Origin of the sequence: Mycobacterium sp. (assembly GCF_049281135.1) — a bacterium.
Classification (GTDB): Bacteria; Actinomycetota; Actinomycetes; order Mycobacteriales; family Mycobacteriaceae; genus Mycobacterium.
In genome coordinates this window covers 1-13,565 of record NZ_JBAPRN010000135.1, presented here as the reverse complement: position 1 = coordinate 13,565, position 13,565 = coordinate 1, and the positions used below count along the sequence as shown (strand labels likewise).

General features: G+C 65.2%; 16 protein-coding genes. 8 read left to right on the top strand and 8 right to left on the bottom strand.

Annotation, left to right across the window (positions count from 1 at the left end):
• Positions 1-1,853, bottom strand: a 1,853-nt coding sequence (locus WAN02_RS05495; RefSeq protein WP_422263164.1) for an MDR family MFS transporter, incomplete at its 3' end; no start/stop codon positions are given.
• Positions 1,854-1,872: 19 nt separating this feature from the next.
• Complete coding sequence (gene bfr / locus WAN02_RS05490; RefSeq protein ID WP_325692076.1) at positions 1,873-2,370, bottom strand: bacterioferritin; 498 nt, start codon at positions 2,368-2,370, stop codon at positions 1,873-1,875.
• Between bfr and WAN02_RS05485 the strand changes: the two genes are divergently transcribed.
• Positions 2,369-2,542, top strand: coding sequence for a hypothetical protein (locus WAN02_RS05485; protein WP_422263163.1), 174 nt, complete (start codon positions 2,369-2,371; stop codon positions 2,540-2,542). The two genes, bfr and WAN02_RS05485, sit on opposite strands and share 2 nt — an antisense overlap.
• A gap of 87 nt (positions 2,543-2,629) precedes the next feature.
• On the top strand, positions 2,630-2,812 hold the full coding sequence (locus tag WAN02_RS05480) for a (2Fe-2S)-binding protein (protein WP_422263162.1): 183 nt from the start codon (positions 2,630-2,632) through the stop codon (positions 2,810-2,812).
• Between the two features lie 4 nt (positions 2,813-2,816).
• Here the strand turns inward: WAN02_RS05480 and WAN02_RS05475 are convergent, their stop codons facing one another.
• The 4 genes from WAN02_RS05475 to WAN02_RS05460 are packed head-to-tail and all read right to left on the bottom strand — an operon-like array spanning position 2,817 to position 5,914.
• Positions 2,817-3,575 (bottom strand): enoyl-CoA hydratase/isomerase family protein, encoded by a 759-nt coding sequence (locus WAN02_RS05475; protein ID WP_422263161.1) that lies wholly within the window; start codon positions 3,573-3,575, stop codon positions 2,817-2,819.
• Positions 3,576-3,585: 10 nt separating this feature from the next.
• Positions 3,586-4,284, bottom strand: a complete 699-nt coding sequence (locus tag WAN02_RS05470) for a hypothetical protein (protein ID WP_422263160.1) — start codon at positions 4,282-4,284, stop codon at positions 3,586-3,588.
• Between the two features lie 9 nt (positions 4,285-4,293).
• Complete coding sequence (locus WAN02_RS05465) at positions 4,294-4,926, bottom strand: PaaI family thioesterase (RefSeq protein ID WP_422263159.1); 633 nt, start codon at positions 4,924-4,926, stop codon at positions 4,294-4,296.
• A gap of 52 nt (positions 4,927-4,978) precedes the next feature.
• The gene (locus tag WAN02_RS05460; RefSeq protein WP_422263158.1) at positions 4,979-5,914 is read right to left on the bottom strand and encodes a hydrogen peroxide-inducible genes activator; all 936 of its coding nucleotides are present in this window, start codon (positions 5,912-5,914) and stop codon (positions 4,979-4,981) included.
• Between the two features lie 105 nt (positions 5,915-6,019).
• Between WAN02_RS05460 and WAN02_RS05455 the strand changes: the two genes are divergently transcribed.
• The 4 genes from WAN02_RS05455 to WAN02_RS05440 are packed head-to-tail and all read left to right on the top strand — an operon-like array spanning position 6,020 to position 8,942.
• On the top strand, positions 6,020-6,607 hold the full coding sequence (locus WAN02_RS05455) for a peroxiredoxin (protein WP_422263157.1): 588 nt from the start codon (positions 6,020-6,022) through the stop codon (positions 6,605-6,607).
• On the top strand, positions 6,607-7,143 hold the full coding sequence (locus WAN02_RS05450; RefSeq protein ID WP_422263156.1) for an alkyl hydroperoxide reductase: 537 nt from the start codon (positions 6,607-6,609) through the stop codon (positions 7,141-7,143). The genes WAN02_RS05455 and WAN02_RS05450 overlap by 1 nt, the downstream gene beginning before the upstream one ends.
• Before the next feature lie 24 nt (positions 7,144-7,167).
• Positions 7,168-7,647: a nucleoside deaminase gene (locus tag WAN02_RS05445; RefSeq protein ID WP_422263155.1), complete on the top strand. Its 480-nt coding sequence runs from the start codon at positions 7,168-7,170 to the stop codon at positions 7,645-7,647.
• Entirely contained in the window at positions 7,644-8,942 is a 1,299-nt protein-coding gene (locus tag WAN02_RS05440; protein WP_422263154.1) for an alpha-amylase family protein, read from the top strand. Before WAN02_RS05445 ends, WAN02_RS05440 begins: the two co-directional genes overlap by 4 nt.
• Here WAN02_RS05440 and WAN02_RS05435 read toward each other — a convergent pair.
• On the bottom strand, positions 8,939-9,370 hold the full coding sequence (locus tag WAN02_RS05435; protein ID WP_422263153.1) for a DUF1810 domain-containing protein: 432 nt from the start codon (positions 9,368-9,370) through the stop codon (positions 8,939-8,941). The genes WAN02_RS05440 and WAN02_RS05435 overlap by 4 nt on opposite strands.
• Before the next feature lie 18 nt (positions 9,371-9,388).
• Here WAN02_RS05435 and WAN02_RS05430 point away from each other — a divergent pair, with 18 nt between their 5' ends.
• Entirely contained in the window at positions 9,389-10,630 is a 1,242-nt protein-coding gene (locus WAN02_RS05430; RefSeq protein ID WP_422263152.1) for an alpha-hydroxy acid oxidase, read from the top strand.
• Positions 10,631-10,665: 35 nt separating this feature from the next.
• A complete protein-coding gene (locus WAN02_RS05425; RefSeq protein ID WP_422263165.1) occupies positions 10,666-12,189 on the top strand; it encodes an HNH endonuclease signature motif containing protein in 1,524 nt (507 codons plus the stop codon).
• A 480-nt stretch (positions 12,190-12,669) separates the two neighbouring features.
• Here WAN02_RS05425 and WAN02_RS05420 read toward each other — a convergent pair.
• Positions 12,670-13,565, bottom strand: an 896-nt coding sequence (locus WAN02_RS05420; RefSeq protein ID WP_422263151.1) for an adenylate/guanylate cyclase domain-containing protein, incomplete at its 5' end; no start/stop codon positions are given.

Sequence of the window (13,565 nt, the reverse complement as noted above, 5' to 3'; positions counted from 1 at the left end):
AGCCAAAACCGGTCGACGTCTCGTTGTGCGTAGCCGCCGCGGACCAGGCGCTCGAAGGTGGGTTCGAGGACTTCGTAAGGAATCCCGAACTGCTCTGCGATGTCGGTGATCCGGGCGATCCCCAATGCCCGCTGATGCCGATTGATACGCAACAACGCCCACAACTCGGCGACGTCGAGCCGGCAGTCGGGCCGCATGGCGATGCTGCGCAACCGCATACCGGGTTCGCCACGCATCAGGCGCCCGATCGCGGTTTCCAACATGTCCTCGGAAGTCTGCGTGGTCGGCATCGCGAATCCGTCACCCAGGTCGGTGGCGTTGGTGCCGATATCCCGCAGCGGAACCTCGCGGAGAAACAGCGCCAGGGTGAATCCGACGAGCGCGACCGGGACCGCCCACAAGAACACCTGGGTGAGCGACTCCGCGTAGGCGTTGACGATCGGCGCGGCGACCGCGCGTGGCAGCCGGTGCAGCGCCTCAGGTGAATTCGCCGCTGCCGGTGATGCGCCGCTCGCCGCCAACGCCGCGCCGATCCGGCTGTGCAGGAAATTGGTGAACAGTGAGCCGAAAATCGCCGCACCGAATGAACTGCCGATCGTGCGAAAGAACGTCACCCCCGACGTGGCGACGCCGAGGTCTTCGAAACTCGACGTGTTCTGCACGATCAGCACCAGCACCTGCATGCACGACCCGATGCCGGCGCCGAGGATGAACAGGTAAACCGATTGCAGCAGTGCCGATGTGGACGGGTCCATTCGGGACATCAGAAAAAAAGCAAGGGCCATCACCGCCGTTCCGGCGACGGGGAAGATCTTGTATCGCCCGGTTCGGCCGACCAGGACACCGCTGCCGATCGACGTCGAGAGCATCCCGGCGACCATCGGCAGCGTGCGCAGGCCCGATGTCGTCGCCGAGACCCCGTCGACGAACTGCATGTACGTCGGCAAGAAGGTCAGCGCGCCCAGCATCGCGAAGCCGACCACGAACGACAGCACGCAGCACACCGTGAAGACCGGGTTGGCGAATAGCCGCGTCGGGAGGATCGGCGCGAATTCCGGCCCAGATGACCGGCTTTCGACCCAGACGAAGATGCCCAGCGCCGCCGCGGAGGCGGCGAACAGACCGATGATCGTCGGCGAGTTCCACGGATAGGTGGTGCCACCCCAGCTCGTGGCCAGCGTCAGCCCGGTCGCGCCCAGGCCGACGAACAGGATTCCGGCGTAGTCGATGACCGGCTTCCCGCGCGTGGCCAGCGACGGGATCGCCGCGGCCGCAACGAAGAAGACGACGATCGAGACCGGCACGTTGACCCAGAACGCCCACCGCCAGGTCAGGTGGTCGGTGAAATAGCCACCCAGCAGCGGGCCGATCACCGTGGTCACCCCAAACACCGCACCCAGCGCGCCCTGATAGCGGCCGCGGTCCCGTAGTGGAATGACCTCACCGATCAGCGCAGTGGCCGTCACCGTGATGGCACCGCCGCCGATCCCCTGCAGCGCCCGCGCGCCGACCAGCATCGCCATCGACTGCGAGAGCCCGCACAACACCGATCCGGCGACAAAGAACGTCACGGCCGCCTGGAATATCGTTTTGCGGCCGAACAGATCTCCGAGCCGGCCGACCAATGCGGTGATGATCGTCGAGGCGAGCAGGTAGCTGGTGACGACCCACGACTGATGGCCCGCCCCACCCAGATCGGCGACGATCGTGGGCAACGCGGTGGCGACGATGGTCTGGTCCAACGCCGCCAGCAGCATGCCCAGCACGATCGCCAGGAAGACGAAATTACGGCGCTGCGGGCTGACCAGTGCGCCGCTGGTGTCGGGGTCTGAGGTCGTCTGCGCTTTGGTCATACGCAGTTGCTATACCCGCTCAGTCGCCGGCTTGACCCGTCGTCGGTGGACGCGAAACACACTGCGCCGAGTACAGCTCTTCACCGAGTTTGTCCATCAGCTGCAGCTGGGTCTCCAGGTAGTCAACGTGGTTTTCCTCGTCGGCGATGATGCCTTCCAGCAGGAAGGCGCTGGTCGAGTCCTGCTTCTCGCGGCACATGATGACACCGGGCTTGAGGCGGTTCAGCACGTCGTATTCGATCGCCAGGTCGGCCTCGAACTGCTCACGCAGCGTCTGACCGATGCGCAACGAGAACAGCCGCTGATAGTTCGGCAGCCCGTCCAGCAGCAGAATGCGGTCGGTGATCGCCTCGGCGTGCCGCATCTCATCGAACGATTCGGCGCGGGTGTGACCCGCCAATTCCGTGAAACCCCAGTTCTCCTGCATCTTGGAGTGCAGAAAGTACTGATTGATTGCGGTGAGTTCGCTAGTCAGTTGTTCGTTCAGAAGGCGTAAAACATCGGGATCACCTTGCATGATCGCTCCTCAATTCTCCCTGGCACGGTTTCGACTCGCGGCGATTGACGATGAGGTTGGGCTGGAACGCCACCGCCTGCCGAGATCAAACCTAGTCCAGATTGCAGACATCGGCGTGCTGATTTCAGCGGCGATTTCACTAAAAGTGCTGGTCAAAGCCTTACCTAAGTAAGGATAGCCTTCGCGAATGAAGTTAGGTTAGACTTGCCTACATGCGGGCTGAGCAGTCATCAACAACCCTGAATTCAGGGGTTCGCTGATGTACGTGTGCCTGTGCGAGGGAGTCACCAGTCAGACCGTCTCGGATGCGGTCGCCGGCGGGGCATCGACGTCCAAAGAGGTCGCCGCGAGATGCGGAGCGGGCTTGGACTGCGGCCGTTGCCGGCGCACGGTGCGCGCGATCATCGAGGCCGCCGCGCAGTTGCAGCCCACCGGTTCCTGAGTAATCAGTTACCCCGCTTGGCGGTGAAATCCGCCAGGGCCGCCGCATTGGCCTGCCCGCCCAAAAGTTCTGCGAAATGCGCATTTTCACGTACGGTCGCCGCGGCGATGTCGGGACGCGTGGGTTCGACGATGGATTGTTTCACCGCGATCAGGCTCGGAATCGGCCGGGAGGCCAGGATTTCGGCGTGCCTGCGGGCCTCCGCGAGCAGGTCCTCGGGTTCGCACACCTTCCAGACCATGCCCATCGCCAGCGCTTCGTGCGCGCTCACCCACTCAGAGGACAGCAGCAGCCAGGCGGCGTTTTGGCGGCCGATCAACTGCGGCAGCAGATACGACGATGCTGCCTCCGGTGCCACACCCAAGCTGGTGAATGGGCACTTCAGCCGCGCGGTCGTGGACATGAACGCCAGGTCCGCGTAACCCAGGATGGTGGTGCCGATCCCGACGCCGACGCCGTTCACGGCGCAGATCAGCGGTTTGGGGAACCGGGTCAGCGCGTCGATCATCGTGGTGAAATGCGATCCCTGATTGGCCATTTCGGGGTCGGTGATGCGCGCTTGCATCTCGTTGAGGTCATTGCCGGCGCTGAAGGCGCGTCCGGCACCGGTTAACAGCACGACAGCGACTTCGGGGTCTTCGGCTGCCGCCCGCAATGCTTCGGCGGTGGCTTGGTAGAGCGCTTCGTTGAACGCGTTGAGCGAATCGGGCCGGTTCAGGGTGAGCGTGCGTACCCGGTTCTGATCGTCGACCTGGAGTATCACGGGTGTCTCCTCAGCTGTGGAAGGGCGTTTTCAGCACATAGCGACTGGTCGGCACGGTGTCGATGTTCTCGTTGGCGCCGAATGCCGATGTGCTGGCCACCATTCGGGACAATCGGTGCTGCAGGTCGGCGTCGTCGGCCGCGCCGAAGAACGCCTTCAGGTCGGTGATCGCCTCGGTCGGGAACAGCTCTTCGACGATGCCTGCCAGCGCCAGCGCATTCGGAGTCAGCGCACGCACCACGGCGTTCTGGGTGTAACCGAAGGTGGACTGAGTCTCGATCGCCACCGGAGTGTGGTCGTGCTGCCACCGCTGCAGCCAACTGGCCTGGTCAAGTTCGGCCGGTCGGCGCAGCAACGCCACGTTAGCCAAACCTGTTGTACGGCTGCCCAGTTCGAGGGGTGCCTGTAGCGGGATCGACTCGGTCACCAGATAGGCCGCGAGTTGGTCGCACTCATCCGCCAGCAGCTGCAGCGCCGCCGCGGCCTGGTCGCCGTAGCACTGTTGGGTCCAGATGCTCACCACGGCGGCCGCGGGTGGGTCGAGCGTGGTCAGTGTCATCAGCGAATGAGTCACCGCCGCATCGCGGACATTCACGGTCAGCCCGGCGACGCCGAGCGTGAGGATCGCGTCCGCGACGGATCCCCGCTGCCGTTGACACCACTCCTCGTCACGATCCGCGGCCATGAGTACCGCGACTATCTTTTCCATTACCGAAACCTATTCCGAGCCGTCGCGCGCCCAGCGCGGTTGGATGAATACACCCTCGGCCTCCACGGTGATTCCCTCGTCGTCGGCGAGGTGGCCGACGGCATAGGTCTTGACGCCCTCCGTGTGGGTGGTCGTGGCTTCGGCATGCAGCCGGCCCAGGCGGGTGGCCCGCACGTAGCGGAAGCTGATCGTCCCGGTCAGGCGTGGATTGATGCCATCGCTGGCCGCCTCCCCCAGCAGGTGGTCGAGCACGAGTGCAGCCACACCGCCATGGACGTGGCCGGGGGGACCCTCGTACGCGGCACCCAGATCGAAGTCGCACGTGGATTTACCGGTGCCGTCGCGACGGATCTTCACCGGCGGCGCAATCGGGTTGCGCAGCCCGACGACGGCGTTTCCCCACGCCATCCGCTCGCCGCTGGCGAGATAGCGCACGCCGAAGCTGCCATCGGTCTGCTTTTGGCGCAAACGCGCCGTGGCCGAGTCGATCTCGGCCTTGGCCGTCGCGACCGCATCGGCGTCCATCTCGGTTCTGACCGTCGCGTCGATCAACTCCCGGACGGATTCAGCCAAGGGGCCATAGACAGCCCGTAGCCGTTCGACCTCCTCGGAGCTGATGTTCTCCAACGTGAAGTCCAGCATCAGCCGAAACTAGAACACGTTCACTTCGGCCGCGGTGTTGGGGTGGCCGTCGCTACCCCGCCGGGCGTACTTGCTGGTCGCCAACGAGTAGCTCGCCGATCAGCCCGGCGAGTTGTCGATACGGCCCTTCGCGCCCGCTGGACGACCGGAACACCAACCCGATGCGTCGTCCGGGTCGAGGTGCGGCGAAGTAGGCCAGTTCCAGGCGGCTACGCGCAGTTTCCACCGGCACCGCGATCTGCGGGATCAACGTCACGCCCAGCCCGCCGGCCACGCATTGGACCGCCGTGGCCAGCGACGCCGCCCGGGTATTGGCGAGTTCGGCGCGCACACCCGCCTTGCGGCAGACGTCGAGTGCCTGGTCGCGCAGGCAGTGGCCCTCGTCGAGAAGCAGCAGCGGCAGCTCGGCCAGCGCGGTCGGCAGCACTCGACGCTTGCCGGCCAACGGATGCCCCGGCGGCAGAGCGAGCACGAAATCTTCGTCGTAGATCGGGATTTCGGTGATGCCGCTGGCTTCGGCCGGCAGGGCGATAAGTGCCGCGTCCACCGAACCTTCACGCAGCCCGGTCAATAGCCGTTCGGTCTGATCCTCGATCACCCGCAAGGCGAGCCCGGGCAGCCGATCGGCCAGCCCGGCCAGCAGCGTGGGCAGGATGTAGGGTGCCACCGTCGGGATCAGGCCCAGCCGCATGATGCCCAGCAGCGGGTCTGAGGAACCGGCGGCCGCGGCGGTGAAGGCCGTCGCTGCCTCGATCACGGCCTGGGCTTGCGGTAGCAGTGCCCTCCCCTCGCTCGTCAGGAAAACTCGCCGCGTCGACCGCTCGACGAGTTGAACCCCGAGACCCGTCTCCAGCGCCGACAACGCTTGCGAAAGCGTCGACTGGCTGACGCCGAGAGTTGTTGCGGCGCTGCCGAAGTGCTGCTTCTCGGCGACGGCGACGAAGGCTCGGAGTCCGGCGATCGTCGGCTGATAACTCTTATCGGTCATGCCGATCAGTGTAGTGGGAAAGATCACCTTTCATTCAAAGTGCTGTTCCGGCAGGATGGTGGCAGCAGCATTCTGGACTAAATCCAATTTGAGCGGAGGAGCGACATGGCATTGCTGACTATTGGCGACCAGTTCCCGGCCTACCGGCTGACGGCGTTGATCGGTGGCGACCTTTCCAAGGTCGACGCGCAACAGCCGGAGGATTACTTCACCACGATCTCCAGTGGCGATTTCGACGGCAAGTGGCGGATCATTTTCTTCTGGCCGAAGGACTTCACCTTCGTGTGCCCGACCGAAATCGCCGCGTTTGGCAAGCTGAATGACGAATTCATCGACCGCGACACCCAGGTGCTCGGCGCCTCGGTCGACAACGAGTTCGTGCACTTTCAGTGGCGTGCACAGCATGACGACCTGAAGAAGCTGCCGTTCCCGATGCTTTCGGACCTCAAGCGCGAACTGGCGGAAGCCACCGGAGCGCTGAACAACGACGGTGTGGCCGACCGTGTCACATTCATCGTCGACCCCAACAACGAAATCCAATTCGTCTCGGTGACCGCCGGTTCGGTGGGTCGCAACGTCGACGAGGTGCTTCGCGTGCTCGACGCCTTGCAGTCCGACGAGTTGTGCGCATGCAACTGGCGCAAGGGTGACCCCACGATCGACGCCGGTGAAGAGTTGAGGAAGTCAGCCTGATGAGCGTCGACAACCTGAAAGACACACTGCCCGACTACGCCAAGGACCTCAAGCTCAATCTGGGTTCGATCAGTCGCAGCACGGTGTTGAACGAAGAACAGCTGTGGGGCACCTTGCTGGCCAGTGCCGCGGCGACGCGGAATACCCAGGTGCTGGCCGAAATTGGCGCCGAGGCGGCCGACGTCCTGTCGTCCGAGGCCTACCAGGCGGCGCTGGGCGCCGCGTCGATCATGGGTATGAACAACGTGTTCTACCGTGGCCGGGGCTTCCTGGACGGCAAGTACGACGACCTTCGTCCCGGTCTACGGATGAACATCATCGGTAACCCGGGCGTGGACAAAGCGAATTTCGAGTTGTGGTCGTTCGCGGTGTCCTCGATCAACGGGTGTTCGCACTGTGTGACCGCCCACGAGCACACCTTGCGCGAGGCCGGCGTCGACCGCGAAGCGATCCTGGAGGCGTTGAAGGTCGCCGCGATCGTCACCGGGGTCGCGCAGGCGATCACCACCGCCCGAACGTTGGCGACCGCCGGGTAGCTCCCCTCCGTAGACTTCGGGGCTGTGGTCTCCCACGACGTCGACCTCCAGCACCTGCGGCGCTGCAGCGAGCTTGCCGGCATCGCGCTGAAAGCCAGACATGGTCCTTTCGGTGCGATGTTGGTCGGCGCCGACGGGCAGACACTGTACGAGGACCACAACCGCGTCACCGACGACGATCAGACACTGCACGCCGAGTTGGGCGTGATCCGCTGGGCCGTCGCGAATCTAGCTCCGGTGCAACGTATTCGGACCACTCTGTACACGTCATGTGAGCCTTGTCCAATGTGTGCGGCCACGCACGCGTGGGCGGGGCTGGGACGCATTGTGTACGCGACGTCGAACTCGCAGCTGACCGACTGGCTGATCAGTTGGGACGTGCCGGCACCGCCGGTCGTCATGCTGCCGGTCCGCGCCGTGGCGCCCAGAGCCGTGATCGATGGTCCTGCGCCCGAACTCGAGGAGGAGATCAAAGCGCTCTACGAGGTCAGGTACCGACGGTGACCGCCCCGGCCTGGGTCGAACATGTGATCTGGTGGCACGTCTACCCGCTGGGATTCGTCGGCGCGTTTCCCGCGAGCGTTCCGCCCGATCCTCATGAGCACCGGCTCCGGCGCGTCGCCGAGTGGTTCGATCATGCGATCACGCTCGGCGCGTCCGGGATCGCGCTCGGGCCGATCTTCGCCTCGCGCACCCACGGCTACGACACCACCGACCACTACCGCATCGATCCGCGCCTCGGTGACGACGACGATTTCGACTATCTGATCGCTGAAGCGCGGCGGCGTGGTCTGCGGATGCTACTGGACGGGGTGTTCAATCACGTTGGCGTCGACTTTCCGCGTTATCGGGAAGCGATGAACGACGACGCGGCGGCCCGCTGGTTTCGCGGCCGGCCGGGCAGCTTCCATACCTTCGAAGGCCATGACGGCCTGCTCACGCTGAACCACGACAATCCCGAGGTGGTCGACCACACCGCCGGCGTCATGGCGCACTGGTTGGGCCGCGGGGCTGACGGTTGGCGGCTGGACGCGGCTTACGCTGTGCCGCAGCAGTTCTGGGCTGCCGTTCTGCCCAAGGTTCGTCAGCAGCATCCGGACGCATGGTTCGTCGGTGAGCTGATTCACGGTGACTATGCCGCGGTGGTCCGCGAAACCGGATTCGACTCGGCCACCCAGTACGAGCTGTGGAAGGCGATCTGGAGCGGCCTCAACGACGGCAACTTCTTCGAACTGGACCATGCACTGCGGCGACACACCGAGTTTGTGGAAAGCTTTGCCCCGCTGACCTTCATCGGCAACCACGATGTCACGCGTATCGCCAGCCAGCTGCAGCGTCCCGAACACCTGGCCCACGCCCTGGTCATCCTGATGACCGTCGGCGGCGTTCCCAGTATCTACGCCGGTGACGAGTTCGGCTACCAAGGCATCAAGGAGGAGCGGTTCGGCGGCGACGACGCGGTACGGCCCGAATTCGGCGCTCCCCCAGCGCAGCTGGACGCCCGCGGGGTTGAGGTGTGGTCGCTGCACCAATACCTGATCGGGTTGCGCCGTCGGCACCCGTGGCTGCAGGCCGCGTCGACGTCGGCGCTGCGGCTGGACAATCGGCACTACGTGTACCGGACCCGACATGGTGAGCGGGCATTGATCGTCGCGCTCAACATCGACGATGCCCCGCTACGGGTGCGACTGGATTCCGGCCCTGCCGAGGTGATCGCCGGTAGCGGGGCGCCGCCGCAAGAGGTCGTCGATGCGATCTCTGTCGAGCCGCATGGCTGGCGGATTCTGCGGCAGGCCTAGGTCAGACGCTGCAGTGTCAACGGATCCTCGTCGCCGTCGTAGTAGCGGGTCAGCAACTCGACGAAATCGCCGTTGTCCTCGGTCGCGTGGGCGAACAACGTCATCGACGACCGCACCTTCATGTCGTCGGGCGCTCCGAAGATCTCGCCGATCGAGCGGTCCTGCACGGTGTTGACCAGCCCCGCGCATTCGTGCAGTCGCGGCCCGAGAACGTCGTGGCGGAGGTACGCGCGGGCCTCGTCGAGTGACGAGATCGCGTACCTGGCCGCGGTGGCGCTGCTGCCCAGGCCGGCGATCTGCGGGAACACAAACCAAATCCAGTGGCTGCGCTTGCGGCCGGCGCGCAGCTCCTCGAGCACAGTCGGGTACACCCGTTCCTGCGCGTCAACGAAACGCCGCAGATCAAAGCGGTCGCTTGCGGATTGCATAAGACCTACCGTGACACAGTGGTCAAACGACGGATACCGAAGCCGCGCGACCTCGCGCCGCTGATCCGCCTCCGCACGCCCCGGTTCGACCGTGTTCAGCGCCGGCTCGACGATGCGCAGACCATCCATGACCTGCGGCGCATCGCCAAACGACGGACGCCGAGGGCGGCTTTCGATTACACCGACGGCGCGGCCGAGGATGAGATCTCTCTGGAGCGCGCGCGACAAGCCTTTCGCGACATCGAGTTTCACCCGACGATCTTGCGAGACGTCAGCACTGCCCGCACCGATCAGCAGGTGCTGGGCGGGCACGTCGCGATGCCGTTCGCGATAGCGCCGACGGGCTTCACCCGGCTGATGCATACTGACGGCGAGATCGCCGGCGCCCGAGTTGCCGCAGCGGCCGGCATCCCGTTTTCGCTGTCGACTTTGGGAACCGCTTCGATCGAGGACGTAGCCACCGCTGCGCCGCAGGGCCGCAAGTGGTTTCAGTTGTATATGTGGCGCGATCGAGAGCGCTCGATGGCACTGGTGCGGCGGGCGGCCGAGGCAGGTTTCGACACCCTGCTGGCCACCGTCGACGTCCCGGTTGCCGGCGCGCGACTCCGCGATGTCCGCAACGGGATGTCGATTCCGCCGGCGTTGACGCTGCGGACGGTCGTCGACGCGGCGCAGCGACCGCATTGGTGGTTCGACCTGATGACCACCGAGCCGCTGTCGTTCGCGTCGTTGGATCGCTGGTCGGGCACCGTCGGCCAATACCTGGACACGATGTTCGACCCCAGCCTGACCTTCGACGACCTGGCGTGGATCAAATCGCAGTGGCCGGGCACGCTCGTCGTCAAAGGCATCCAGACCCTCGATGACGCGCGCGCAGTGGTGGATCTCGGCGTCGACGGCATCGTGTTGTCCAATCATGGTGGCCGCCAACTGGATCGGGCGCCTGTGCCGTTCCATCTGTTGCCTGTCGTCGCGCGTGAACTCGGCGCCCACACCGAGATACTCGTCGACACCGGCATCATGTCCGGCGCCGACATCGTCGCCGCGGTCGCTCTGGGTGCGCGTTGCACCCTCGTCGGCCGGGCCTACCTGTACGGGTTGATGGCCGGTGGCGAAGCCGGCGTCCGCCGGGCCGTAGAAATCCTGTCCGGCCAGCTGACCCGCACCATGAAACTGCTCGGCGTCGCCTGCCTCGAGGAGCTCTCGCCGAAGCACGTGACTCAACTGCGACGGCTGCTGCCGGTGACCCCGCCGGACTGAGGTGCGTGTCGGACCACTCTGGCATGATCGAACGTATGTTCGGGTCGGGCGCGGGTGCGGCGTCGTCGGCGGAGGTGATCGCCCGGTTTGATGAGCTGTTCGAGCGGCGCTATCCCAGCCGCACGACGGAGTCGGCCGTGTTGCTGGATCGTATCGGTGCGTCGTGGCGCGCGCAGAATCGCGGTGCTGCGTCGGCTCTGGCGGCTATCGGCGAGCTGTTCGCGTACCGGTTGACGCGTTGCTCAGACACCGAGGACTGGGCGGTTGACACTGAGGCGGCGGTGAGTGCGGAGGTGGCTGCGGCGCTGCGCATGAGTCAGGGCCTGGCGGCCAGCCAGTTGCGTTATGCCCGCGCGATGCGTGAGCGGCTGCCGAAGCTGGCTGACGTCTTCCAAGCCGGTGACATCGACCAGCGGACATTCGCCACGATCGTCTATCGCACCGATCTGATCAGCGATCGCGAGGTGCTCGCGATCGTCGACGCGCAGCTGGCCCTGGGCGTGGTCCGCTGGCCGTCGATGACGCGGAGCCGGCTGGCGGGACACATCGACAAGATCGTCGCCAAGGCGGACGCCGATGCGGTGCGCCGTCGCACGGAGCGGCGCGCTGAACGCGAGGTCTGGTTCGCCGATCTCGGGGATGGCTTGTCGGAAATTCACGGCAGCTTGTTGAGTCCCGATGCGCATGCCCTGGACAAGCGGCTCACCATCTTGGCCGGCACGGTCTGCGAGCGCGACCCCCGCACTCGCGAGCAACGCCGCGCTGACGCGCTGGCTGCGCTCGCGGCGGGTGCCGATCGACTGCGCTGTCGTTGTGGACTCCGCGAGTGCACCGCTGGAAAACAGCCCGCCGCCACACCTGTGGTGATTCATGTGATCGCCGACCAAGCCACCGTCGACGGCCGCAGCGGCGCAACGGCATCCGAGGCATGCGCCGATGGACTCATCGCACCCGAACTCGTTGCCGAGTTGGCCGCCCAGGCCAAGCTGGCGCCCCTGATCCACCCGATCGATGCCGCGCCCGAGCCGGGATACGTGCCGTCGAAAAAGCTCGCCGATTTCGTGCGCTGCCGAGATCTCACCTGCCGGTGGCCCGGCTGCGATCGGCCCGCATTCGATTGCGACATCGACCACACCGTCCCCTATGCCGACGGCGGGCCCACGCATGCCTCGAACCTCAAGTGCTACTGCCGCACTCATCACCTCGTGAAGACATTCTGGGGGTGGCGTGATCAGCAGTTGCCCGACGGCACAATCATTCTCACTTCTCCGTCGAGAAAGACCTACGTCACCACACCAGGCAGCGCGCTGCTCTTCCCCAGCCTGTGCGTACCTACCGGTGACCTACCGGCGCCGCGATCCGGCCCGCCGATCAACCACTGCGGTGACCGGACGGCCATGATGCCCAAGCGACGCCGCACCCGTACACAAGACCGCAACAACCGCATCGCCGCGGAACGCCGACAAAACCACCGCGCCCGCACCACCCGCCAGGCCCGCCACGTCAGCCACCTCGGGCCCGCCCCACCTGACACAGACGACGATCCGCCGCCGTTCTGAGCGACCGCAAAGACAGTCGTTGCCACCTGACGTCTGCGGCTTTCTTCTTGAAACCCTACGATTCGGCTAGCGCAATCGGCGGCGGCGATGTGTCGTGGTCTCCCAGAGATAGAGGAATCCCAACATGAAGACGAGAGTATTGACGGCCACGATCGGTGGCGCAGCGGCCGCCTTGGCCGCCGGTGTTATGTGGACCGCACCAACTGCCTCGGCTGGTAGCGACTTCTGCAATTCGCTTCCCCCCGCGCAAGTTCACGATTGCAGCTGCGGCGCTGACAACGTCCCAGGTACTCCGGAATATCAGCAGTGCCTACATGGAACTGCGGCTACCCCCGGACCTGCCAGCTCACCGGCACCCGCGCCACCCGCGCCGGACGCGCCAGCCGCGCCACCCGCGCCGTGACCGAAACACAATGACGCCAGGCGATGTCGGACTCGTCGGCATCATCGCGCCGACCGCGTCTCCGTGGAAGCCCACCATTACGTAGAGGCGACGGCGAAGAGGCGCCATTCGCCGGGGACGCCTTTGAGTGCGTGAGTGCCCCGCTCCTCGAATTCGATGCCTGACCCGATCACGAGGTCGCGCAGCGTGCTGGATACGAGCACGTCGTTGGTTGCCGCCAGTGCGCTTACTCGCGCTCCGATATGCACGGCGATCCCGCCGATGTCGTCGCCGCGGACCTCGCACTCGCCGGTGTGCAGCCCGGCGCGCACCTCAATTCCGAGCGATTGCACCGCGTCGCGAATTGCCATGGCGCAGCGGATCGCTCGTTGCGGACCGTCGAACATCGCGAGAAAGCTGTCTCCCGATGTGTTCACCTCACGGCCGCGAAAGCGGTTGAGTTGCACGCGGACGATGCCGTCGTGTGCATCGAGCAAGGCATGCCAGTCACGATCGCCCATGTCGGCGGCCCGCTGTGTCGAGTCGACAATGTCGGTGAACAGGACTGTGGCGAGCACCCGATCGTCGGCCACGTCTGCCTGGTGGCCGGTGAGGAACTCGGCGATTTCCTGGAAGGACGGGCGCCATGGTTCGACGAAGTGGTACATGTTGCGCCCTGGCAGCTCAACGTATTTCGCGCCCGGTATGTGGTCAGCGATGTACTTGCCCTTCGCGGGCGGCACGATCAAGTCGTCGGAGTGCTGGACGGCGAGGGTTGGCACGCGAATTGCCGGAAGCACTGCCCGTACGTCCATTTCGGCCACCACAGGCAGCACGAGAGCAACAGTGCCTGGGCTCGCGGCTAGGCGTTCCATCCGACCCCACGCTGCCCGGATCTCCTCGTTCCACGGCATCTCCGGATTCAAGACATGCTGGAACTCCCCCGTGCCCCACATGGTGACCATCGCAGCGAGGGCTTCTTCGAGATCGAAGA